This window comes from Aestuariivivens marinum, assembly GCF_022662175.1.
In the GTDB taxonomy this organism is placed as follows: domain Bacteria; phylum Bacteroidota; class Bacteroidia; order Flavobacteriales; family Flavobacteriaceae; genus Aestuariivivens; species Aestuariivivens marinum.
The window spans coordinates 270,580-295,083 of record NZ_JAKMCR010000003.1 but is presented as its reverse complement, the minus strand read 5'-3'; the positions used below and the strand labels follow the sequence as shown (position 1 = coordinate 295,083).

Below are 24,504 nucleotides of genomic sequence, written 5' to 3'. Positions count from 1 at the left end.
CTTAATAACATGTCAAAATTAAAAATTGGAATTAACGGGTTTGGTAGAATTGGTAGGATTGCATTTCGAGTTGCAGCTTCTAGACCAGATATTGAAGTGGTAGGAATTAACGATTTGTTGGACGTAGAACATTTAGCTTATTTACTAAAATATGATTCTGTTCATGGCAGATTTAATGGTACTGTAGATATAAATAACGGGAACTTGGTTGTTAACGGAAATGAAATAAGAATTACAGCAGAGCGTAATCCTGAAGATTTAAAATGGGATGCCGTTGGCGCAGAGGTTGTTTTAGATTGTACGGGTATTTTCACCACGCTTGATAAAGCTCAGGCTCATATAGACGCGGGTGCTAAAAAAGTAGCTATATCAGCGCCTTCTGCAGACGCACCAATGTTTGTTATGGGGGTTAACCATGATAAAATTACTGCAGAACACACCATCGTTTCTAACGCATCTTGTACTACTAATTGTTTAGCACCATTAGCTAAAGTAATCAACGACAATTTTGGAATTGTTGAAGGGTTAATGACAACAGTGCACGCTACAACTGCAACACAAATGACTGTTGATGGGCCTTCTAGAAAAGACTGGAGAGGTGGTAGAAGCGCCTTGGCTAACATTATTCCTTCATCTACAGGAGCAGCGAAAGCCGTTGGAAAAGTAATTCCTGAACTTAATGGGAAACTTACAGGTATGGCATTTAGAGTACCTACACCGGATGTATCAGTTGTGGATTTAACTGTAAGAACTGAAAAAGCGGCGACTTGGGATGATGTTAAAACTGCATTAAAAAATGCATCTGAAAATGAGTTAAATGGTGTTTTAGGTTATACTGATGAAGCTGTTGTATCTCAAGATTTTGTTTCAGAACCATTAACAAGTGTATTTGATGCTGGAGCTAGTATTGCATTGAATGATAATTTCTTTAAATTAGTGTCGTGGTACGATAATGAGTTTGGGTACTCAACAAAATTAGTTGATTTAGCTAAACACATTGCCTCAATTTAGTTTGTAAAATAATATAATGATAACTCCACAGAGTTATTGTGTATAGTACACAGTATTCTGTGGAGTTTTTTTTAACTCTAAACTTATGATTTTAATTGTCGACAGTGGTTCTACTAAGTCCGATTGGATTGCAGTAGATAGAGAAGGTAACAAATTACTTGAAAAAATTCGTACTAAGGGTCTAAATCCTGCTATTTTACCAGAAAAGAAACTAAAAAAAATAATTAAAAGTAATGAGGATTTAAAGAGTAACCGGGATAAAGTCACCCATGTGTTTTTTTATGGAGCTGGGTGTGGCACTGAAAAACCCACCCAACAATTAAAGGAGGTTTTACAGGACTTCTTTAAAAATGCACAAGTAGAGGTAAATGAAGACACCATGGCAGCTGTTTATGCCTGTATAAATAACCCAACCGAAGCAGCTGTGGTTTGCATTTTGGGTACCGGATCAAATTGTAGTTTTTATGACGGAGAAAAACTCCATCAAGATGTGTTGTCCCTTGGATATACTCTTATGGATGATGCTTCTGGAAATTACTATGGAAAACAGTTAATAAGGGATTACTACTTTAATAATATGCCTGAAAATGTTAAGTTAGCCTTTGGAAGTAAGTACAATATGGATGCAGATTATATAAAGTACAATTTATACAAACAACCCAACCCCAATGCTTATTTGGCTAATTTTGCTGAGTTTATGTTTTTGCATAAAGATTCAGACTACACCATCAATTTAATAAAAGAAGGGGTTAGGCTATTTGCAAAAAATATGATTTTTCAGTATAAAGAACATTTAAAAACCGTTCCTGTCCACTTTGCGGGATCAATAGCTTTTTTTGCTCAAAAAGAAATAAAAGAAGTTGCTGAAGAAATGGGATTTAAGGTTGGAAATTTCGTGAGAAGGCCAATAGATGGTCTAATTCCTTTTCACACCAAAGACATGTAAGAACTTTGCTCTTTTATAATCAAATTAGGCTTAACAAGACGTTGAGCCTTTTTTTATGTTCATTCACTTCATTTCTTGTTCTATTCACATCATTTTATGGGTTTTCATAGGGTGTCGGCTTTTTTCTTAAAAGAAAGTTAATTAACAAAAGCTCCTTCTTCTTTAACAAAATGCTAACATCTGCCAGTAGCATTTCTATCTACTTTTAGATAAATCAAACAACAAACAATTATGAAGACTAACAACCTAACCAAGCTATTTTTATGTATAGCGCTTACTTTAAATTTTAGTGTTTTTGCTCAATTAAATTTTCCTAGAAGCAGTCAGCAAGCCAAAGTTTCACAACGCATAGGTATTACCGATGTCACAATTTCTTATTCCAGACCAAGTGTAAAAGGTCGCCAAATATGGGGGCAATTGGTGCCCTATGGCATGAACAACCTTGGGTTTGGTACTGCTAAGGAATCGCCATGGAGAGCAGGCGCAGATGAGAACACGGTTATTAAATTTTCAGATGATGTAACTATTGAAGGACAGGCTTTAAAAGCTGGTAAATACGGAGTTCACATTATAGTGAAACAAGATGATACGGCCACGCTTATTTTTTCCAACAATCATACCTCTTGGGGCAGTTATTTTTACAACCCTAAAGAAGATGCTTTACGTGTGGACATTAAAACAGAATCTGTATCCCATACTGAACTTTTAACCTATAATTTCGACATCGTTGAGCCTCATGCGGCAACAGCTGTTTTGAAGTGGGAAGAAAAGGCATTTCCTTTTAAAATTGAGGTGGATGTATCAACTATAGTTTTAGATGATGTTCGAGCCAGGTTCAACGGACAAGATGGCTTCCAAAGGCAAAACTGGGAACGTGCGGCTAATTATGCCTTAAATAATAATGGTGATTTAAATGAGGCTTTAGGCTGGATAGATAATGCTATTTCAGGCAACTTTTTTAGTCAGAAAACATTTAACAACCTCTCCATAAAGGGACAAATTCTAAATAAAATGGGGAAAACAGAGCAGTATGCGACATTAATGGATGAAGCTGCGGGAATGGCCAATAAAAATCAGTTAAATGCTTTGGGTTATCAAATGTTAAATGCCAAAGATTACGACCGAGCGTTAAAATATTTTAAGCAAAATGTCGCCAACAATCCTACAGATGCTAATTCTTATGATAGTTTAGGAGAGTGCTACAAAACAATGGGTGATAAAAAGAATGCTATTAAAAACTTAAAGAAGGCTTTGGCACTTAATCCGCCAGCAAACGTTAAGGCAAATTCAGAAAAATTACTGGCCGAATTAGACGCCATATAAACTGTCATCAATCAAACTACAACAGTTTTGTTTAGACCTGCAAGATTTTTAAACCTTGCAGGTCTGTTTTTTAGCTTAGCTGATATAGTTCCAAATATTTTTGTACTTGCCCATCGATTTGTAGGTATTTAATATGACCTTATTTTCAGGGCTGACCAAGGAAGGATCTGCATGAAGAATTTTTTTGGCGTAGTAACGTGCGGCATTCAAAATGTCCTTGTCTTTAACAATGTCTGCTATCCTTAGGTTTAAAACCCCACTCTGCTGGGTTCCCATAAGGTCACCAGGGCCACGTAGCTTTAGGTCCACTTCTGCAATTTCAAAGCCGTCATTGGTTTTCACCATGGTTTCCAAACGCACTTTACTATCATTACTCAACTTATGGCCAGTCATTAGGATACAATAGCTCTGCTCAGCACCACGCCCAACACGGCCTCGCAATTGATGCAATTGGGACAGACCAAAACGTTCGGCACTTTCAATAATCATTACCGAAGCATTGGGCACATTAACGCCAACTTCAATCACAGTTGTCGATATCATAATTTGAGTTTCGCCTTTTATGAACCGCTGCATTTCATAATCCTTATCGGTAGCTTTCATTTTACCGTGAACAATGGATATTTGATAATCGGGCAGGGGGAAGTCCCTTGCAATGCTTTCGTAGCCGTCCATGAGGTCTTTATAATCCAAAGCTTCACTTTCCTGGATTAATGGATATACAATATACACTTGTCGGCCTTTAGCTATTTCGTCTTTTATAAAACGGAATACACTAAGTCGGTTTTTATCAAAGCGATGTACTGTTTTAACAGGTTTTCGCCCTGGGGGTAACTCATCAATTATCGAGATGTCCAAATCGCCGTAAACAGACATGGCTAAAGTACGTGGTATAGGGGTAGCCGACATTACTAAAACATGAGGAGGTATGGCAGCCCCTCCGGCCTCCCCAGAGGATTGAGGAGGGCTTTTAGGTCCTTTCTTCCAAAGTTTGCTCCGTTGGGCAACACCAAAACGGTGTTGTTCGTCTATCACGGCAAGCCCCAATTTTTTGAACTTAACCTTGTCTTCAAGTAGTGCATGGGTACCAACCAATAAGTTTAAATCACCATTTTCCAATGATTCAAAAATCACCTTTCGTTCTGAAGTGTTTGTTGAACCAGTCAATATTTTAATGTTGATATTCAATAATTTACATAATTCCAGTAAACTGCTATAGTGTTGAACTGACAAAATTTCAGTCGGCGCCATTAAACAGGCTTGAAATCCATTGTCAAGTGCGATGAGCATTGACATAAACGCAACAATGGTCTTTCCAGAGCCCACATCACCTTGCAACAAACGATTCATTTGAGCGTGACTGCCTAAATCGGAACGGATTTCCTTTAGCACACGTTTTTGTGCATTGGTCAGCTCGAAAGTTAAATGCTCAGCATAAAACCGATTAAAATAGTCGCCTACATGCTCAAAAGGCAAGCCTTTAATCTTCGTCTTATGGATTAGATTTTTTAAAATTAGTTGTAATTGAATATAAAAAAACTCTTCAAATTTTAATCTGTACTGTGCTTTGGCCAAGAGCTCCTGACTTTTTGGAAAGTGGATATTGAACAGGGCGTCACTTTTATTGATTAGTTTTAATTCAGATAATAGATTATCAGGTAAAGTTTCAACAAAACGCCCTTTCGTTTCCAAAAAAAGCTCCTGCATGATTTTATTGGTTACCTTATTGGTTATCCCTTTGTTAGTTAATTTTTCAGTTGAAGGATAAATGGGTTGCATCGCAGAACGCAACTTATTTTCATGCTCTTCCAATGGTTCCAACTCAGGGTGCGCCATATTAAACCGACCATTAAACCAGTTGATCTTTCCAAAGGCAACATACAATTTATTGGTTTTTAGACTCTCGCGAATCCATTTATGACCTCTAAACCAAACCAATTCCATAACGCCCGTATCATCCTGAAATGTTGCTACTAAGCGCTTGCCTCTGCTTTGAGCAACTTCCTTAAATTCAATAATTTTTCCAATTACCTGTAATTCAGACGTATTGTGTTGCAGTTGATTGATCTTGTAATACTGGGTGCGGTCTAAATAGCGATTGGGAAAGAGATTGATTAAGTCTTGGTAAGTATGAATACCCAATTCCTTACGCAGCAGGTCACCACGATTGGGACCGACACCTTTTAAATAATCTATAGGGGTTTGGAGGTTGGTGGTATTCATAAAACTAAAATAATTCTTTTGAGCGTATTAGCAAGTAGCATTTTGGACTAAAGTTTGTTATATTCGAGGCATGAAGTTATTGCTCCAATGGTTTTGTTACTTTTTTGCTGTGGTTTGTTTTGCACAACAAACCGAATACGTTGATTTTAAAACAGCTGAAGCAGATATTGGTTTTGATATCTCTCAAAAGAAGATTTATGGAGAAGCCTCTTATGTGTTTAATATATTAAAAGATGTAGATTCAATTTATTTGGACGCAGTAGATATGCGCATAATGCGCGTAAGAATGCATCCTAAAAATAATAAATCAGACTTTATAGGTCGAGGAGAAGTAGTGAACGATTATGACGGCAAAAAGATCTGGCTAATTCATAAATTCAAAAAAGGGCAATCTTATCAAATTACTTTTTTCTTTTTTAAAAATAATCCCCAAAAAGCCCTATACTTTATTGATTGGGATGCCCATTCGGCAACCTCAGGGCAAGTCTGGACCCAAGGTCAGGGCAAATATACCAGCAATTGGTTGCCTAGTATAGATGACATGACCGATAAAATTGAGTTTGATTTGTCAATTACATTCGATTCTGATTACGAAGTCATTGCAAACGGCAAACTAACAAATAAACAAATCAACGAATCAACAACTACATGGCATTACGATATGCAAGAGCCCATGTCCAGTTATTTGGTCGCCTTGGCTATAGGTAAATACAATAAAAAAGTAGCGTATTCTAAAAGCGGTATTCCGTTAGAAATGTATTATTACCCAGAAGATTCCAATAAAGTGGAGCCAACCTATCGTTATACCAAGCGTATGTTCGATTTTTTGGAGGAAGAGATTGGCGTACCTTACCCATGGCAGAATTATAAACAAGTGCCTGTGAAAGATTTTTTATATGCGGGCATGGAAAACACTAGTACTACTATTTTTTCGGATAGTTTTGTAATCGACTCCACTGCATTTGTGGATAAAAACTATGTAAATGTAAACGCCCACGAACTGGCGCACCAATGGTTTGGCAATTTGGTTACCGAAACCTCTGGCACGCACCACTGGCTTCAGGAAGGTTTTGCAACTTATTATGCCCTGTTAGCTGAACGCGATATTTTTGGTGATGATTATTATTACTGGAGTTTATACGAATACGCCCAGGAATTGTTGGAGCAGGATAAAGCGGGGCAGAGTACCTCGCTGTTAGATCCTAAATCCAGCAGCACGACCTTTTATAAAAAGGGCGCATGGGTATTGCACATACTTCGTGAAAAGGTTGGAGATATAGCTTTTAAAAAAGCGGTTAAAAACTATTTGTTAAAGCATCAGTTTAAAAACGTAGAAACCAATGATTTTATTTCTGAAGTTGAAAAGACTAGTGGAGAGAATTTAGACAAATTTGCTCAAGAAACTTTAGTTGATACGGAATCTTTTCGCCTTATATTAATGAAGCGTACTTTAGGGATATTAACAATACAAAAGATCAAAAGTATTTCGTCGGCGTGCAAAACCCATTATGAATCTTTGAAAGCAAATTCAAACTGGGAATCAATTTCAAAAGAAATCAATGACTTTTCAAGAATTAAAGTTTTTCAAGAATTATGGAATGATTCAACAATTAACAAAACTATTTTAGCAAAGTCTATCCTAAATACAAATGATTTAAAGGTGCGTCAGGCTATAGCGCAAACATTAGTCGAAATTCCATTGGATTTAAAAATAGATTATGAATCGCTTTTAAATGACAAGTCCTACATTACAATAGAAGCGGCTCTGTACAATTTATGGCGTAATTTTCCAGAAGACAGAACCAAATATCTTATTCAAACCGAAGACATTGTTGGGTTTAACAATAAAAACATAAGAGTACTATGGCTTACCTTGGCTTTAGTAACACCAGATTTTGAACCCGAAAATAAGCAAATGTATTTTGAGGAATTAAGAGGGTATACCGATGCAAAATATCATTTTGAGGTCAGACAAAACGCTTTTCAATATCTTAGTTCCATTAAGGGCTGTGATGCGGTTTGTAAAGAAAACTTAGAACAAGCAGCAAAGCATCATGTGTGGCAGTTTTCAAAGTTTGCCAAACAATTATTAAAGGAGATAGATTAAATGAAAGCACTAGTAATATCAGGAGGTGGTAGTAAAGGAGCGTATGCTGGGGGAGTAGCACAGTATCTTATTCAAGAGATGGGTTATGACTACGATATTTTCTTAGGCACATCTACAGGAAGCTTATTGGTGCCCCATTTGGCAGCGGGTAAAATTGAAAAGCTTTACCAGATTTATACTAACGTCCAACAGCATGATATTTTTAGCGTCAACCCATTCGTATTACGTAGAAAAGGTAGAAGGGAGTTTGTTTCCATTGATTTTATAAATACACTTTGGCAATTCATTAAAATGAAGCGGACATTTGGAGAAAGCAAGGCTTTAAGACGTCATATTAAAAAGCATTTTACCGAAGAAGAATATCATTTCATTAGGAATGCTAAAGACGATGTGGTTGTAACTGTGTCCAATTTGTCTAAAAATAGAGTAGAGTACAAGTCCATTAAGGATTATAGTTACCAAGAGTTTTGCGATTGGATATGGATATCCTGCAATTATATTCCGTTTATGTCCTTAGTGAAGAAAAACGGATTTGAATATGCCGACGGGGGTTTGGGCTGTGTCGTGCCCATTCGGGAGGCCATTTTACGCGGTGCAACCGAAGTTGATGCGATTGTATTGGAATCGGAATCGATGGAGTATAATAAAATATTGGGTAAGAATCCTTTTTCCTTACTAATTAATCTCTTCGGGCATTTATCTGATCAAATAGAGCGTAACGATATTACTATTGGAAAATTAGCAGCAAAAACAAAGGATGTTCAACTTAACCTGTATTACACCCCATCCAAGCTTACGGAAAACTCTTTGATATTCAACAAAAAACTAATGACATCTTGGTGGCAGCAAGGTTTTGATTATGCAAAGGAAAAGCTATCACAAGCCAAGTACAACGAATTGAGAAATGATTAAAATATCTCGCTAACTTCTTCCTTGATAAAGGATAAAGCAGCATCGCTTGGCGCTCTACGTTCCATCATTTCAGTTAAGATAACCTCACGTAGTTTTTCGGCTGTTTCGGATTTTTTTAACAAACTGGCTTTTCTAATGAGTTGGATGGTCGCATTTTTAGCGGCCGAAATAATATTCCAACATTTCTCACTAATATAGATTTGCTGCGATAAATTGTGCTCCATTTCCTGTTCAATGGTTTGTATCAATAAGGATTCATAATCTTCTTTATTTGAAGATGTTGGGGATACTCTAACTAATAGTTTGTTTGGCGATATTCGCTCTAAATATAAAGCCATCCGTTCATAAGCTTGAAGACGCAAAGGAAGCGCAGAAACTTCCAAATCCTTTTTTAATAAAAACCGTCTTCGTCCATCTTCATTTTTGGTATGTTCCTTAAAAAAGTAATATGCCAAAAGTCCAACCACAATGGATGGAATCATATACATAAATAGGTCAATTAATCTTTGAGAATAATCCATAGGATTTAATTTGATGTGATTTAACCTCCCAAATATACACAATCTTTTAGGCTTTACATACCTGAAAGGGTACCGATGATTTCTATCAGGTGTAAGCTCGACTTGATTTCAAGTAAAGATTATGGACATCCACATTTATTTCAATATTTGATAGAATTAATAGCACACTAAAAAATCATTGTAAATAATCAAAAGTTATTTGTGTAAATGCCTTTACACCTAGAAGCAATCCTTTTTCATCAATATAAAAATCTGGGGTATGATGTGGAAATACTTGGGTATTGCCTTTGGTCATTCCTCCCAAATAAAAGTAAAAACCCGGAATCAGTTCTTGAAAATAAGAAAAGTCTTCCCCAATAGTTTCCGCTTTAATTTGCCTCACATTGTTTTCGCCAGCTGCCTTTTTTAATGAGGGCAACATTAGTTCAACTAATTTATGATCGTTATAGGTGATAGCGGTTTCATTACTGAACGAAATTGTCGCCGAGCCACCATAAGCTTTGGCAATAGTTTCTGTCATTTCTGTCATTCTTTTAATAATCAGTGTTTTCATGTCAGGATCCAAAGTCCTTATAGTTCCAATCATTTCGGCGGATTCCGGGATAATGTTAAAACGTACACCACTAGTAATTTTTCCAACACTAATTACGGCTGCTTCATTAATAAGTTCACTTTCACGACTTATAATGGTTTGTAGCCCATCAATTATTTTAGCCGATATAAGTATAGGGTCTACACCATTCCAAGGTTCGGAACCGTGAGTTTGCTTCCCTTTAACGTTAATAACAAAACGTTCTACCGCTGCCATAGCACCACCCGGCTTATAGTGGATTTCTCCAATATTAACACCAGACCGTATATGTAAACCAAAAATGGCATCTACCTTTGGGTTTTCCAACACACCTTCTTTTATCATCATTCTAGATCCTCCATCTTCACCAGGGGGTGGTGTTTCCTCTGCAGGTTGAAAAATAAACTTAACCGTTCCTTTAATCTTGTCTTTGTGTTGTGAAAGAATCTCTGCAACACCCATTAAAATGGCCGTATGTGCATCATGTCCGCAAGCATGCATCACACCAGTTTCAGTACCCAAAAAGATAGTCTTTACATCCGATCTAAACGGTAGGTCATTACGTTCTGTGACAGGCAATGCATCAATATCTGCACGAAGGGCAATGACCTTGCCTGGTCCAATACCTTTTAAAATACCTACTACTCCTGTGTGTGCAACTCCTGTTTTTACTTCCAAACCCAAACGGTTTAAGTGATCAGCGATAACTTCAGCAGTTTTAAACTCTCTATTTGATAGTTCTGGATTTTGATGGAAATAACGTCTCCATTCAATAACCTTAGGCTCTATTTCCTTAAATTGTTGTTCTAAAGCAGTTTGACCAAAAACAAATGAAACTATAAAGTAGGTTAGAAAAAGAAATGTATATTTCATAAAGACTATATTTTAAGCTTAAAGATATTAAAATTAAATATAGAAGATTGTTTATAATTATTCATAAAATGACTTAGTTAAAAGTGTAACATTGGTTATTTTCACCATTTAAAATTATAGTGAATTGGAGAAGTATTTAAGTCAGTTAAATGAAGCACAGCTGGCCCCAACATTGCAAATTGAAGGGCCTATGATAGTTATTGCTGGTGCTGGCTCTGGCAAAACAAGGGTGCTGACCTACCGCATAGCCTATTTAATGAGTAAAGGAATTGATGCTTTCAATATTTTGGCATTGACTTTTACCAATAAGGCGGCTCGTGAAATGAAGGAACGTATTGCTAACATAGTTGGTAGTAGTGAGGCCAAAAATTTATGGATGGGGACCTTTCATTCTGTGTTTGCCAAAATATTACGTATAGAAGCCGATAAACTTGGTTATCCGAGCAATTTCACTATTTATGACACCCAAGATTCTGACCGATTGATAGCTTCGATTATCAAAGAGATGAATCTTGATAAAGATATTTATAAGTATAAACAAATACGTTCTAGAATTTCATCTTATAAAAACAGCTTGATTACGGTACGTGCCTATTTTCAAAACCCAGAGCTTATTGAATCGGATACTATGGCGCGTCGTCCCAGAATGGGAGATATTTATAAAGAGTATGTAAATCGTTGTTTCAAAGCTGGAGCGATGGATTTTGATGATTTACTATTGAAAACCAATGAATTATTAACTCGTTTCCCTGAAGTCTTGGCAAAATATCAAAATCGTTTTAAATACATTTTGGTGGATGAGTACCAAGATACAAACCATTCACAGTACTTGATTGTTAGAGCGCTTTCTGATAAGTTTCAAAATATATGTGTAGTAGGGGATGATGCACAGAGTATTTATGCTTTCCGAGGAGCGAATATTAATAACATACTCAATTTTCAAAAGGACTATGATGATGTGAGTGTTTACCGATTAGAACAAAATTACCGTTCCACTAAAAATATTGTCAATGCTGCTAATTCTGTCATAGATAAAAATCAAACCAAATTAGATAAAGTGGTTTGGACTGCTAATGAAGAAGGTCAAAAAATTAAAGTAAACCGCTCGATAACTGATAGTGATGAAGGACGTTATGTAGCTAGTACTATTTTTGAAAATAAGATGCAACATCAGTTAAAAAATAGTGATTTTGCGGTGCTTTATCGTACCAATGCCCAATCTCGAGCAATTGAAGATGCACTGCGAAAGCGTGATCTTAAATACAGGATTTATGGTGGGCTATCCTTTTATCAGCGTAAGGAAATTAAGGATGTCTTGTCGTATTTGAGATTAATCATAAATCCTGCTGATGAAGAGGCCTTAAAACGTGTGATAAACTTTCCTCCACGTGGGATTGGCCAGACTACGGTTGATAAACTAATTGTAGTTGCCAATGCTTATGATAAACCTATTTTTGATGTTATGAAGCGTATTGATACTATTGATGTAAAAATTAATAGTGGAACTAAGAATAAATTACAGGATTTTGTCACGCTCATTGAGAGTTATCAAGTTATGAATCAATCTGCCGATGTTTTTGAATTAGCCGAACATGTTACAAGAACCAGCGGATTAATAAGGGAATTCAATAAGGATGGAACACCCGAAGGTGTTACCAGAATGGAAAATATTGAAGAGTTACTTAATGGGATGAAAGATTTTGTTGAGGGTCAAAAAGAACTGGTGGATTCCACAGGTTCGTTGGCTGAGTTTTTAGAAGATGTTGCACTCGCTACAGATTTAGATAATGATAAAGATGACACTGATAGTGTGGCATTAATGACTATACATTTGGCTAAGGGACTGGAATTTCCTTATGTTTATATAGTTGGTCTGGAGGAGGATTTATTCCCTAGTGCTATGAGTATGAACACCCGTAGTGAATTGGAAGAGGAACGAAGGCTATTTTATGTAGCCCTAACACGCGCAGAAAAACAAGCTTATCTGACCTATGCTATGTCTAGGTATCGCTGGGGAAAACTGGTTGATGCAGAACCTAGCCGTTTCATTGAAGAAATTGACGATGCCTATTTGGATATTGTTACCCCTATTGAAGAACGTCGTTTTAACCCTATGCTTAGCGCTGATATTTTTGGTGATGTTATTGCTGAGCAAAATACTAATAAGGCAGAGCCCAATGTTTTAAGATTTAAACCAGCAAAACAACTGGATTTTAAAAACAAGGATCTAACAAAAAAACAACCAGAAAAATTTAAAAGTAATGTTCCAAAAAAATTAAAGTCAATATCTAAAGCTTCCATAACTTCCCAAGAGGAAACCCCCAGTAATTTATTTGATAACGATTTGGTTGTTGGAAATATGGTAGAGCATATTCGTTTTGGTAACGGTGAGGTATTAAAAATAGAAGGCAGGGGTGCCGATACCAAAGCTGAAATTAAATTTACTCACGGCGGTATAAAAAAGTTATTGCTACGCTTTGCAAAATTGAAAGTTATAGGATAATAATTAAGATGTATGAAGTTTTTTGTGATTTTAGTTTATAGATAATTGGCTTTACAAAAAATTGCTATAAGGCACATTTCAACATAAAAATAATATTTAGAAATAGTATTTACTTTGTTTTGGGGAAACCTGTTCAATTATTATGGCGGTATTTTATAGAATTTATGAAGAAAACCCTAACCCTAGAGAAATTTCCAAGGTGGTTAATATCCTAAAATCTGGAGGATTAATTATATATCCAACAGATACGGTTTATGGTTTGGGCTGCGATATTACCAATTTTAGGGCTTTGGAGCGTATTTCAAGAATTAAGGGCATTAAACTGGAAAAAGCTAATTTTTCGTTTGTTTGCCATGATTTGAGTAATCTAAGTGATTATGTCAAGCAAATAGATTCAGTAACATTTAAAATATTAAAACGCGCTTTACCAGGACCTTACACCTTTATTCTTCCTGGCGCCAGAACATTACCCAATCCATTTAAAAAGAAAAAAACAGTTGGTATACGCATACCCAATAATGCCATTGCCTTAGAAATTGTTAAACAATTGGGAAATCCTATTGTATCGACTTCGATTAGGGATGAAGATGAAGTTTTGGAATATACAACCGATCCAGAACTTATTCTAGAAAAATGGGGAAGCCTTGTAGATTGTGTTATAGATGCTGGTTATGGGGGAAATGAAGCATCTACAATTGTAGACCTGTCTGAAAATGACCCTTTAATAATTAGGGAAGGCAAAGGTAGTTTAGAAATCTTCTAAACAAAAAAACCCAACGTATACGTTGGGTTTTTATTGAAATAGTTTACTAGGTCATTAGTTTCCTCCTGCAGCTAAATTCTTCATTTCTTTTTCAATCATGTCATAGAACTGATCAATTTTTGGAAGAATAACTATACGTGTACGTCTGTTAGTCGCCCTGTTCTCAGCGGTATCATTATCTACTAGAGGCACATAGTAGCTACGTCCAGCAGCAATTAACTGACTTGATTTAACACCTAATTCCTCTAACACTCGAATAATAGAAGTAGAACGCTTAACACTTAAGTCCCAGTTATCCAATAAAGGCTCTTTTCTATAAGGCACATTATCAGTATGTCCTTCAACCATACACTCAAAGTCAGGCTTACTGTTAACCACTTTTGCAACTTTAGCAAGTACGTCTTTTGCTTGTGATGTTACGTTGTAGCTACCACTTTTAAATAATAATTTGTCAGCAATAGAAATAAACACAACACCTTTCTCTACATTTACCTCAATGTCTGGGTCGTTAATGCCAACTTCACGTTTTAGGCTGGTAACCAAGGCCAAAGTAACACTGTCCTTTTTAGTAATTGCATCTTGTAAACGAGAAATTTTCAGGTCTTTTTCTTTAATGCTTTCTAAAGTTTTTTCAATGTTACTCGCACTTTTAGCTGATAATACTTGTAGGTTTTCAGCACTTTTTCTCAAGTCGGACACTTGCTCCTCTAAAGCAGTTGCTCTTGCTGTAGCTGCTGCTCTATCTTCTAAACAGGCATTTAATTTAACAGTTGCTGAATTAAGTAAATCTTGTGTTTCTTTTTGTTTTTCTTGAAGCGCCATGAATTCTTTTTTAGAAACACATGAACTCAAAAAAATCATTGATAATAAGCTAAGTAATACAATTTTTTTCATAATTGTTTTTCGGATTAATTTTTAAAATTAGAATTACACAAAAGTATATAAAAATGAGCTGTTTTCAGCACTTTAACATAACTTTTGTTAAGTTTTTACAAAGTTTCGTAATGTTTTTTATTATTTACGAAATAATTAATCACAATAGATTTTTTTTTGTAATAATTTCTTTTGTTTTTTTGAGATTTTCGTTGTTCAATTAGAATTAAAAACCGTCTGTAAAATGAAAAATGAGCCCTTATTACAGAAAATGTGTGTTTGAATTTTAATTCTAAAAGAAACTTTATTCCAGCCATACCATCCAATATCAACCTTGGAATGAGTAGCAACAAAATATGGCCTTTAGCGTTCTTGACTAGCGTAAATAGGCTATTTCTAAAATTAAGAAATGTTTTTTTGGGGTTTTGATTATTTAAAGTTGCACCCCCTACATGGTATACTTCAGATTCACCACAATACTTAATAAGGTAACCGGAATTATATGCTCGCCAGCACAAATCAATTTCTTCCATGTGGGCAAAAAACGATTCATCAAAACCATTGAGCGCTTTAAAAACAGAACTTCTAATAAAAAAACAAGCTCCAGAAGCCCAAAATATGGTCATAATATCATTGTATTGTCCATTGTCTTTTTCAATGGTATTAAAAATACGGCCACGGCAATAGGGATAGCCATATTTATCAATAAATCCCCCTGCAGCCCCAGCATACTCAAAGTAACCCCTATTATTATAATCTAGAAGTTTTGGTTGAATGATGGCCGTATTGGGTTCTGATTCAAAAATGTCAATAACTGGTTGCAACCAGCCTTTAGACACCTCAACATCACTATTTAATAGACAAAACACATCAGCATCAACTTGTTTCAAAGCATCATTGTAACCTTTAGCGTAGCCGTCATTTATTTTATTCTGGATAATATTAATAGTTGGGAAATAAGTTTTGGTAAATTCTACAGAATCATCGGTTGAAGCGTTATCTGCAACATAAATATCACAACCTTTGGAATACTCAATAACAGATGGTAAAAACTTTTTTAATAGCTCTTTTCCGTTCCAATTCAATATAACAATAGCAACCTTCATAACTTATAATCTGGTAAATCTTTTAAAAACAGAAAGCATTTTTCCTTAAAATCCATTACACAATAATAATGATTAATACCATTGGTAACCATAAGATAGGAGGCGTTTAAGACTAAGTTGTATTGAGCAATTTGGTCAAATGTACTTTGGTTTATACTTACGCTAGGTGCTTTACATTCCACAATTAATCGAATGCTTCCATTTGGATTATAAACTACAATATCATATCGTTTTTTTAAATCATTAACTTTCAATTCCTTTTCTACATTCACTAAAGATTTTGGGTATTTTTTTTCCTTGACTAGAAATTGAACACAATGTTGCCTAACCCATTCTTCAGGTTGTAACACCACAAATTTTTTGCGAATAGTATCAAATATTGAAACTTTATTTTCGCTATTTTTGAATCGGAATGAGTACTTTGGAAAGTTAAGCGCTTGCAATGTTTGTGTTTTATAGTTTTCAAAGTTAAGTTTCGAAATCATAAAATCCCAATTTATAAATCCCAAATTCCAAAAGATGTACTTTGGAATTTAATTTTTGAAATTTTATTACGATTTGGATGAAGTAAAACAACTGGTACAGGATATTAAAAATGGTAATTTAAAACCCATTTATTTTTTAATGGGTGAAGAACCCTATTATATTGATAAGATTTCTGATTTTATTGAAGAGACTGTTTTAAGTGAAGAAGAAAGGGGGTTTAACCAAGTTGTACTTTACGGACGGGATATAACAGTTGAAGATATTATTAGTAACGCTAAACGATACCCCATGATGGCAGAGTATCAAGTAGTTATTGTAAAGGAAGCCCAAGATTTATCACGTACTATTGAAAAACTGACGTCTTATGCTGAAAATCCGCAGCCATCAACCATACTGGTCATAAATTATAAATATAAAAAAATTGATAAACGTAAGGCACTTTATAAGGGTATAAATAAAGTAGGTGTTGTTTATGAAAGTAAAAAACTTTACGAAAATCAGGTATCTGATTGGATAAGACGTGTATTATCGCCTAAGGATTATACCATTACACCAAAAGCTTCCCAAATGCTTGTTGAATTTTTGGGGACCGATCTCAGTAAAATTAGTAATGAACTGCAAAAACTTCAAATCATTCTACCTATAGGAAGTCAGATTACACCAGAATTGATTGAAGAGAATATAGGTATTAGCAAAGACTTCAACAATTTTGAGTTACGCAAGGCCATAGGTGAACGCAATGTTGTTAAAGCACATCAAATTGTGAATTATTTCTCTGAAAACCCCAAAGACAATCCAATGGTCATGACAATATCCCTGCTTTTTAATTTTTTTTCCCAATTGTTGCATTTTCATGGATTAAATGATAAATCTCCACGAAGTGTTGCTTCAGCATTAAAGATAAACCCCTATTTTGTTAATGAATACATAAATGCCGCAAGAAACTACCCAATGAAAAAAGTAAGTACTATAGTGGCCACTTTAAGGGAATTTGATGTAAAAAGTAAAGGAGTAGGGGCAAATGCCATTTCCCAAGGCGATTTACTTAAGGAACTGCTAGTTAAAATTTTGTAACCCAGTTGGACTTTTACATATAAACCAGAAATGTTAACATTAACATTGTAAAAAGGGTTAGGATAATTAATAATGGGGTGACAAACTTTAACCATTTATCAAAACCTACTTTTACAATAGCCAGTGAAGCGAGTATTAGTCCTGTTGGGTTAATGAAAGCAAATAATCCCATGCCATATTGATAGGTGTTTACCACCACTTCTCGGTCTAAGCCAACACCATCGGCAAGAGGCGCCATTATAGGCATGGTCAATACGGCCATTCCAGATGAAGACGGTATGAAAAAGGAAAGACCTGCATACACAAACAACATGGCGTTAGTGAAGAGTCCTTTGTTCATACCATTTGTAAAATTACTTGTGTAATAAAGCATGGTATCACTTATTAATCCGTCTTCCATCAATACCGTAACCCCTCGTGCAATACCAATAATCAAAGCAACGCTTAATAAATCACTGGCCCCTTTTACAAACAAATCAACAAAAGTTAATTCCTTTATATTGGCTATTATCCCAATGAAAATAGAACCAACCAAGAACACGCTAGTCATCTCAACAAACCACCAATCTAACTGCGAAACACCATATATCATAACAATAAAGCATAATATAAAAATGACAAGAATAAAACGTAATTGATTGTTGAGTTTAACAGTGACATTGGTTGTATTTCCAAATAAACTTTCAATTTCACTTTTTTGTTCGTAAATAATGGATGCCTTAACGTCCTTTTTTACTCGCTTGGCATACCTAAGAATATATATTAAACAGATTATAGTACAGCACAAGAGCATTATTAATCTAAAATTAAAACCTGCTGTCCAGTTAATACCAGCTGCATCAGAAGCAATTATTGAGCTAAAGGGATTAGTTGTTGAGCACATGGTACCAACACTTGACCCAATATAAATAGAGGCCAAGGGAACCAAGGCATCGTATTTTGCTGCCAAAAATATAGGGATAAGAATAGGGTAAAAGGCAATGGTTTCTTCTGCCAAACCAAACGTTGTACCACCAATTGCAATTAAAAAAGTAACTGATATGATTAACCAATACTCCCTACCTTTCAGGACGACCGACAACCATGCAATTCCAGCATCAAAAGCTCCTGTATGGTTCATAATACCTATTAAACCACCTATAAAAAGGACCAAAAAAATTATATCGGCAGCTTCAATTATACCTTTGATGGGTGACTTTATAAATGCCGAAATACCTTGAGGCTTAGCCTCCAATTTTTGATATGTATTTGGTATGCTTATGGGTTTCCATATATCGCCATTGGTAAATTTTTCCAAAGGGATTTTTATTTGTAAACTATCTAATGTACGTTGGGTAGCTGCTAAGAAATAATTCTCCTTAGGAGTGATTTTTGTAAATATATTTTGTGACTTATCATAGGATAAGGTATCGTATTTCCCAGCAGGAACTATAAAGGTAAGAACAGCCACAAAAGCTGCAATCAATAATAAAATGGTTTGGGCGGTTGGGAATTTAATTTTTTTCAAACGATTACATTTTTATAAAAATAAATATAACATTATTTTAGTTTTAATTTTAATTTGCACCATGAATGTTGATATACACCCTAGCTGGAAACCACATTTAGAGGATGAGTTTAACAAACCCTATTTTAGTCAATTAGTCGATTTTGTAAAATGTGAATATAAAAACAACACTTGCTACCCGCCAGGAAATCAGATTTTTAATGCGTTTAACCAATGTAATTTTGATAATGTAAAAGTTGTTGTTATTGGTCAAGATCCTTATCATGGAGCTGGTCAAGCTAACGGATTATGCTTTTCAGTTAGTGATGGGGTACCACATCCACCATCACTCATTAACATCTTTAAGGAAATAGAAGTTGATTTAGGTATTACTTACCCTAAAAGTGGAAATTTATTGCGTTGGGCCAATCAAGGGGTATTGTTGTTAAATGCTACATTAACGGTAAGGGCTAACCAAGCCGGTAGTCATCAAAATAAGGGATGGGAAAGGTTTACCGACGCTGTAATAAAGTTAATAAGTGATAAAAAACAGGGCAATATTGTGTTTTTGCTATGGGGAGGATATGCCAAAAGAAAATCGATATTAATTAATGAATCTAAACACCACATTTTAAGCTCAGGACACCCTTCACCACTAAGTGCTAATAGAGGGCATTGGTTTGGCAATAAACATTTTAGTAAAACTAACTCCCTGTTGGAGCAAGCGGATCTTCCTGCAATACTTTGGTAAGTGTTGGTCTAATAACAACCGGTCTTTTAGTAGCAGTTCTTTGTTGTTTTTTTGTCTTTGAGCAACTAAAAAATAAGAGCAGGAAATTAACAGCAACTAAGGCTAAAATGCAAAGTGTAATTTTGAGTAACATAGACAAGGGGTTCGTGTTTCGTTAAAATACATAAAAATCCGATAATATTCAAATCATTAACAGATTGTATATAATTTTTTTACAAAAATACTAATAAATTATTGTTTAATCATACAAAAATGACAGAAAAGTAACAAATAACTAATCGATTTAGTTAAATGATGAGGTTAGGTTTTTAACAAAGCTTTAGGGATGGCATTCTTATGAACCATGATCGAAATGGTTTTCAATTTAAAATAAGCCTCACTCATATAAATATATCCACCATTTGATACTCTAGCAGAGTCGAATCCCCATGAATTTTTAACCTTATAATAACGATTTCCATTTTGATCTTCAACAATACCCGTAATGTGCATTAAATGATCATCCGTTGTGTTAAAGTTTTCAAATTCTTGCTGCCTATAAGCCACAGTTATTTCTCTTTCTGGCCGAATTTTAGATAGAATGTTCATTGTATCTTCTTCGGTATTGGGAATTACAGCCAAACCATATTTTGATGAAAATGTTTTTTCACTAACATCACAATCCAATTCTATTGTGTATCCATTTTTTAAAGCATGATTTGTTATTGAAACCATATCTTCTAAAGGCACATTAAAAAAAGTTCCATTTGAAAAATTATCAGGGATATTTAATATAAAGTTAGAATAATAGGGTATATGGGTAAAGGATGTTATAGTAATATAATCCTTTGGATTTATTTTAGTATATTCTAAAAAACTTAGAGGTGTAAAAATTTCACCGTTAAATTCAAAATTGGTAATATTATTTCCTAAATGTTCATCTAAGATGTTGTCTATATCTTTTTTCCAATTTCCATTATATGCTTTAGGGTTTTTAAGATACTCATCTAAAACTATTTTCATATTGTTTATTAACTTCTCATGATCATGAATATTTTTTCCTTTTGGCAACCCACTGTAAACATTTGCAGGAACCAAGCCGTTTTCAGAAATACTATTTATAACATCATGTGCCAGTCCACCTTCGCTAAACTGAGCTTTACCCTGCCTCATAACATAATTCCATGCTTTTTTTGGATAGGTATTTCGAACATTATACATCTCTGAAATATCAATCTTATTTCCCGTTAGCCTAATAATCTCACTCTCCAAAAAAGACGATGTAGAGAAACTCCAACAAGTTCCTGTTTTTCCTTGACTAAGAACTTCGGTTGCTTCCAAATCTATGATAGTCTTAAATTCATAAGATTGGCAAAACAGCAATGATGCATAAAAACTAAAAACAAGAATCAAAAGATTATTTTTCATGGCAGAGTATAAGGTATATTATGAAATAAAATTTATTTTTGGCTAAAATAACAAATATGGAGCAAGCGAATTGGGTTATTGCCAAAGAATACGAAGATATTACCTATAAAAAAAGTGGTGGTGTTGCAAGGATAGCTTTTAACAGGCCAAATGTTCGCAATGCCTTTAGACCAAAAACTACCAGCGAACTTTATGATGCATTTTATGATGCTAATGAAGATATAAATATTGGTGTTGTATTATTATCTGCAGAAGGTCCATCGACTAAAGACGGTGTTTATTCTTTTTGTAGTGGAGGAGATCAAAAGGCAAGGGGGCATCAAGGTTATGTTGGAGAAGATGGGTACCATCGATTGAATATATTGGAAGTTCAACGGTTAATCCGTTTCATGCCAAAAGCCGTTATTGCCGTTGTTCCTGGATGGGCAGTTGGTGGCGGTCATAGTTTGCATGTTGTTTGTGATTTAACATTGGCAAGCGAGGAACATGCTATCTTTAAGCAAACCGATGCGGATGTCACTAGTTTTGATGGTGGTTATGGTTCAGCTTATTTAGCTAAGATGGTTGGTCAAAAAAAGGCGCGTGAAATATTTTTCTTAGGACGTAATTATTCAGCCCAAGAAGCTTTTGAAATGGGGATGGTCAATGCCGTAGTCCCACATGATGAATTAGAAAGTACTGCCTACCAATGGGCCCAGGAAATATTGGCCAAATCACCAACATCCATTAAAATGTTAAAGTTTGCCATGAACTTAACTGATGATGGCATGGTTGGACAACAAGTTTTTGCCGGTGAAGCAACTCGCTTAGCTTATATGACAGATGAAGCTGTTGAGGGTAGAAACGCCTTTTTAGAAAAGCGTAAGCCCAACTTCGAAAAAAAATGGATTCCTTAATATGAGTAAAGTAGTATTGTGGTTATCCACTATGCGGTTGAGAACATTACCGCTTTCCGTTTCAGGTATCATTTTGGCATCTGCTCTGGCCGAATATAATGGTTGTTTTAGATTGGATATTTTCATCCTATCCATATTAACTACCCTGAGTTTCCAAATTTTATCCAATCTGGCTAACGATTATGGTGATGGTGTTAAGGGTACGGACAATAATGAAAGGGTAGGACCGCAACGTGCCATACAAAGCGGTAAAATTTCTCCAGATGAAATGTTCAACGCCATTAGGATTAACATATTAATATGTATAGCCCTTTCCATTTTTCTAATTTTTGCTGCTTTTGGCGTTAAACACTTTTTATTAACTATTTTGTTCTTCATTTTGGGCATTGCCTCAATTTTGGCAGCATTGCGCTATACAATTGGAGATAAAGCTTACGGCTATAGAGCTTTGGGTGATATATTTGTATTTATATTTTTTGGATTGTTGAGTGTTATGGGCTGTTATGTCCTTTATGCCAAAACATTCGATCATGTGGTGGTTTTACCCGCTTGTACCATTGGACTGCTTAGTGTGGCAGTGTTGAACTTGAATAATATGCGCGATTTGGAATCGGACAAACAATCTGGTAAAATTACAATGGCTGTTAAATTGGGTGCAAAACGAATTAAATCATATCATTTTTTTATAGTAATTTCAGCAATGATATTATCTGCACTTTTTGGTATTCTATACTTTACTGATATTTTAAATTTAATTTTTGTAATAACTTATATTCCGCTAATAGTTCACCTAAATAAAGTTAGTAAAGTAAGTGACCTTAAATTATTAGATCCTGAACTTAAAAAGTTAGCCTTTACAACATTTTTTCTAGCTGTTTTAATGGCAATTGGACATTTGCTTTAAATAAAAGTATTTATCCATTTCTTTGTTAAAACAATTTTTAATTCTTAGTTAAAATCAGTATTTTTCTGAATCAAAAAGTATTAAATAAAACATCTTTGTTAAAGTATTGTGACGTAGTAAAATAATTTTTGGTCGTTACACGTCTTTATTTAGCGTGTAGATGTATAACTATAGAAATATATAAACTTATGAAGATTACCTATTACGGCCATGCTAGCCTAGGAATAGAAGTTAATAATGTTACAATTCTAGTAGACCCTTTTATATCAGGAAACCCAAAAGCATCTCATATTGATATTAATAAATTGGAAGCTGATTATATTTTGGTTACACATGCACACCAAGATCATATTCTAGATGTTGAAACCATCGCTAAACGAACTGATGCTGTACTTGTTTCAAACTTTGAGATTATTTCCCATTTCGAAAAATTAGGTTTAGAAGGACATCCCATGAACCATGGCGGGCAATGGGATTTTGAATTTGGAAATGTAAAATATGTTAATGCCATACACACCTCTTCGTTTCCAGATGGTAGTTATGGTGGACAGCCAGGGGGGTTTGTTATTGAAGGTGAACATAAAAACATTTACATTGCCGGAGATACAGCTTTGACTTATGATATGAAGTTGATCCCGTTACAAACTAATTTGGATTTAGCTATATTGCCTATTGGCGACAACTTTACTATGGGAATAGACGACGCTATAATTGCTAGTGACTTTGTACAATGTGATAAAGTATTGGGGTATCATTACGATACCTTTGGTTATATTGAAATTGACCATGAAGAAGCCAAACGTAAATTTTTTAATAAAAATAAAGACCTAATGTTGCTTGATATAGGAGCAAGCATTGAACTATAGTTTGTTCTTTTTAAGCCATTCCTCCCGCAAATCATTACTTATTTGTCCGCTACCATTGTGTTTCCATCCAGGAGGCTTTAAAAGATAATTTAATCGATCTTTAAATGCTTTATTCCCAGAAAAAGCATCTTTAAACATATTATACCATTCCTCAAATGCAATCTTAATAGGATTATAGGTATTAATGTTTTTCACCAAACCATAAATAACTTTTTCTTTTTTAAGCTCAGGTTGAAAAGTACCAAATAATTTATCCCAAACAATTAAAATACCCGCATGGTTACGATCCAAATATAAGGGGTTGCTACCATGGTGTACTCTGTGGTGTGAAGGTGTATTCATAACAGCTTCAAACCATTTTGGCATCCTATCAATAGCTTCGGTATGAATCCAAAACTGGTACAACAAGCTAACCGACATCTGGAATACAATCATACCTGGATGAAACCCTACAAGTGGTAGCCAAATCCAAAATATAAAAGCATAGAATCCTCCAGACCATGTTTGTCTCAAGGCCGTACTTAAATTATAATGTAATGACGAATGATGCACCACATGAGATGCCCAAAACAATCGGCATTCATGTGAAATTCTATGGAACCAATAGTAACTCAAGTCATCTGCAAAGAAAAGAAGTATAAAACTCCACCATGTAACTGGAATTGTAAATACCCTGTAATTGTCATATATAAGAAAGAAACACCAAAAGATTAAAGCTTTGCTAAAGTATCCCAAAAGTACATTACCCAGTCCCATAGCTATAGAAGCAAAAGCATCTTTAGTCTCATATCCCTTGATAGACCTAAGTTTGTCTCTAGTGGTAACATATAATTCTATAAGCATTGCTGCTATAAAAAAAGGAATCGCATATACAATTATGTTGGGAAATGTTGACATAAATA

The 24,504-nt window shown here is 34.9% G+C and carries 21 protein-coding genes; 12 read left to right on the top strand and 9 right to left on the bottom strand.

The annotated features are described in order from the left end of the window. Window positions 1-9 precede the first annotated feature (9 nt). From gap to MR053_RS10540, 3 genes are all read left to right on the top strand, one after another. Entirely contained in the window at window positions 10-1,011 is a 1,002-nt protein-coding gene (gap, locus tag MR053_RS10550; RefSeq protein ID WP_242132396.1) for a type I glyceraldehyde-3-phosphate dehydrogenase, read from the top strand. 85 nt (window positions 1,012-1,096) lie between these two features. Beyond that, window positions 1,097-1,957: an N-acetylglucosamine kinase gene (locus MR053_RS10545; RefSeq protein ID WP_242132395.1), complete on the top strand. Its 861-nt coding sequence runs from the start codon at window positions 1,097-1,099 to the stop codon at window positions 1,955-1,957. 231 nt (window positions 1,958-2,188) lie between these two features. Beyond that, window positions 2,189-3,280 (top strand): DUF2911 domain-containing protein, encoded by a 1,092-nt coding sequence (locus MR053_RS10540; RefSeq protein ID WP_242132394.1) that lies wholly within the window; start codon window positions 2,189-2,191, stop codon window positions 3,278-3,280. A gap of 75 nt (window positions 3,281-3,355) precedes the next feature. Here the strand turns inward: MR053_RS10540 and recG are convergent, their stop codons facing one another. After that, window positions 3,356-5,503: an ATP-dependent DNA helicase RecG gene (gene recG / locus MR053_RS10535; RefSeq protein WP_242132393.1), complete on the bottom strand. Its 2,148-nt coding sequence runs from the start codon at window positions 5,501-5,503 to the stop codon at window positions 3,356-3,358. Window positions 5,504-5,573: 70 nt separating this feature from the next. Between recG and MR053_RS10530 the strand changes: the two genes are divergently transcribed. Beyond that, window positions 5,574-7,610, top strand: coding sequence for a M1 family metallopeptidase (locus MR053_RS10530; RefSeq protein WP_242132392.1), 2,037 nt, complete (start codon window positions 5,574-5,576; stop codon window positions 7,608-7,610). Further along, on the top strand, window positions 7,611-8,522 hold the full coding sequence (locus tag MR053_RS10525; RefSeq protein WP_242132391.1) for a patatin-like phospholipase family protein: 912 nt from the start codon (window positions 7,611-7,613) through the stop codon (window positions 8,520-8,522). Here the strand turns inward: MR053_RS10525 and MR053_RS10520 are convergent. Together MR053_RS10520 and MR053_RS10515 are read right to left on the bottom strand one after the other, a co-directional pair. Then, window positions 8,519-9,043 (bottom strand): DUF7935 family protein, encoded by a 525-nt coding sequence (locus MR053_RS10520; RefSeq protein WP_242132390.1) that lies wholly within the window; start codon window positions 9,041-9,043, stop codon window positions 8,519-8,521. The two genes, MR053_RS10525 and MR053_RS10520, sit on opposite strands and share 4 nt — an antisense overlap. 175 nt (window positions 9,044-9,218) lie before the next feature. Beyond that, window positions 9,219-10,487 (bottom strand): amidohydrolase, encoded by a 1,269-nt coding sequence (locus MR053_RS10515; RefSeq protein WP_242132389.1) that lies wholly within the window; start codon window positions 10,485-10,487, stop codon window positions 9,219-9,221. Between the two features lie 124 nt (window positions 10,488-10,611). Here MR053_RS10515 and MR053_RS10510 point away from each other — a divergent pair, with 124 nt between their 5' ends. Together MR053_RS10510 and MR053_RS10505 are read left to right on the top strand one after the other, a co-directional pair. After that, entirely contained in the window at window positions 10,612-12,990 is a 2,379-nt protein-coding gene (locus MR053_RS10510; protein WP_242132388.1) for an ATP-dependent helicase, read from the top strand. Window positions 12,991-13,132: 142 nt separating this feature from the next. Further along, on the top strand, window positions 13,133-13,753 hold the full coding sequence (locus MR053_RS10505; RefSeq protein ID WP_242132387.1) for an L-threonylcarbamoyladenylate synthase: 621 nt from the start codon (window positions 13,133-13,135) through the stop codon (window positions 13,751-13,753). A gap of 54 nt (window positions 13,754-13,807) precedes the next feature. On the opposite strand, the gene MR053_RS10500 is transcribed toward MR053_RS10505, so the two are convergent. The 3 genes from MR053_RS10500 to MR053_RS10490 form a co-directional block, all read right to left on the bottom strand. Then, window positions 13,808-14,647, bottom strand: coding sequence for an OmpA/MotB family protein (locus MR053_RS10500; protein ID WP_223548492.1), 840 nt, complete (start codon window positions 14,645-14,647; stop codon window positions 13,808-13,810). Between the two features lie 95 nt (window positions 14,648-14,742). Then, the gene (locus tag MR053_RS10495) at window positions 14,743-15,732 is read right to left on the bottom strand and encodes a glycosyltransferase family 2 protein (protein ID WP_242132386.1); all 990 of its coding nucleotides are present in this window, start codon (window positions 15,730-15,732) and stop codon (window positions 14,743-14,745) included. Next, window positions 15,729-16,175 (bottom strand): type I restriction enzyme HsdR N-terminal domain-containing protein, encoded by a 447-nt coding sequence (locus MR053_RS10490; RefSeq protein ID WP_242132456.1) that lies wholly within the window; start codon window positions 16,173-16,175, stop codon window positions 15,729-15,731. The genes MR053_RS10495 and MR053_RS10490 overlap by 4 nt, the downstream gene beginning before the upstream one ends. Before the next feature lie 115 nt (window positions 16,176-16,290). Here MR053_RS10490 and holA point away from each other — a divergent pair, with 115 nt between their 5' ends. After that, on the top strand, window positions 16,291-17,292 hold the full coding sequence (gene holA / locus MR053_RS10485) for a DNA polymerase III subunit delta (RefSeq protein WP_242132455.1): 1,002 nt from the start codon (window positions 16,291-16,293) through the stop codon (window positions 17,290-17,292). A gap of 13 nt (window positions 17,293-17,305) precedes the next feature. Here the strand turns inward: holA and MR053_RS10480 are convergent, their stop codons facing one another. Next, a complete protein-coding gene (locus MR053_RS10480) occupies window positions 17,306-18,799 on the bottom strand; it encodes a YfcC family protein (protein ID WP_242132385.1) in 1,494 nt (497 codons plus the stop codon). A gap of 61 nt (window positions 18,800-18,860) precedes the next feature. Here MR053_RS10480 and ung point away from each other — a divergent pair, with 61 nt between their 5' ends. After that, window positions 18,861-19,529, top strand: a complete 669-nt coding sequence (gene ung / locus MR053_RS10475) for a uracil-DNA glycosylase (protein ID WP_242132384.1) — start codon at window positions 18,861-18,863, stop codon at window positions 19,527-19,529. Between the two features lie 300 nt (window positions 19,530-19,829). Here the strand turns inward: ung and MR053_RS10470 are convergent, their stop codons facing one another. Beyond that, window positions 19,830-20,936, bottom strand: a complete 1,107-nt coding sequence (locus tag MR053_RS10470; protein WP_242132383.1) for a C1 family peptidase — start codon at window positions 20,934-20,936, stop codon at window positions 19,830-19,832. 56 nt (window positions 20,937-20,992) lie between these two features. Between MR053_RS10470 and MR053_RS10465 the strand changes: the two genes are divergently transcribed. The 3 genes from MR053_RS10465 (at window position 20,993) to MR053_RS10455 (ending at window position 23,602) form a co-directional block, all read left to right on the top strand. Further along, window positions 20,993-21,832 (top strand): 1,4-dihydroxy-2-naphthoyl-CoA synthase, encoded by an 840-nt coding sequence (locus tag MR053_RS10465; RefSeq protein ID WP_242132382.1) that lies wholly within the window; start codon window positions 20,993-20,995, stop codon window positions 21,830-21,832. A gap of 1 nt (window position 21,833) precedes the next feature. Continuing rightward, window positions 21,834-22,736 (top strand): 1,4-dihydroxy-2-naphthoate octaprenyltransferase, encoded by a 903-nt coding sequence (gene menA, locus MR053_RS10460; protein ID WP_223548477.1) that lies wholly within the window; start codon window positions 21,834-21,836, stop codon window positions 22,734-22,736. Between the two features lie 188 nt (window positions 22,737-22,924). Next, window positions 22,925-23,602 (top strand): metal-dependent hydrolase, encoded by a 678-nt coding sequence (locus MR053_RS10455; protein ID WP_242132381.1) that lies wholly within the window; start codon window positions 22,925-22,927, stop codon window positions 23,600-23,602. Here the strand turns inward: MR053_RS10455 and MR053_RS10450 are convergent. Next, window positions 23,597-24,499 (bottom strand): sterol desaturase family protein, encoded by a 903-nt coding sequence (locus MR053_RS10450; RefSeq protein ID WP_242132380.1) that lies wholly within the window; start codon window positions 24,497-24,499, stop codon window positions 23,597-23,599. The two genes, MR053_RS10455 and MR053_RS10450, sit on opposite strands and share 6 nt — an antisense overlap. Window positions 24,500-24,504: the final 5 nt, after the last annotated feature.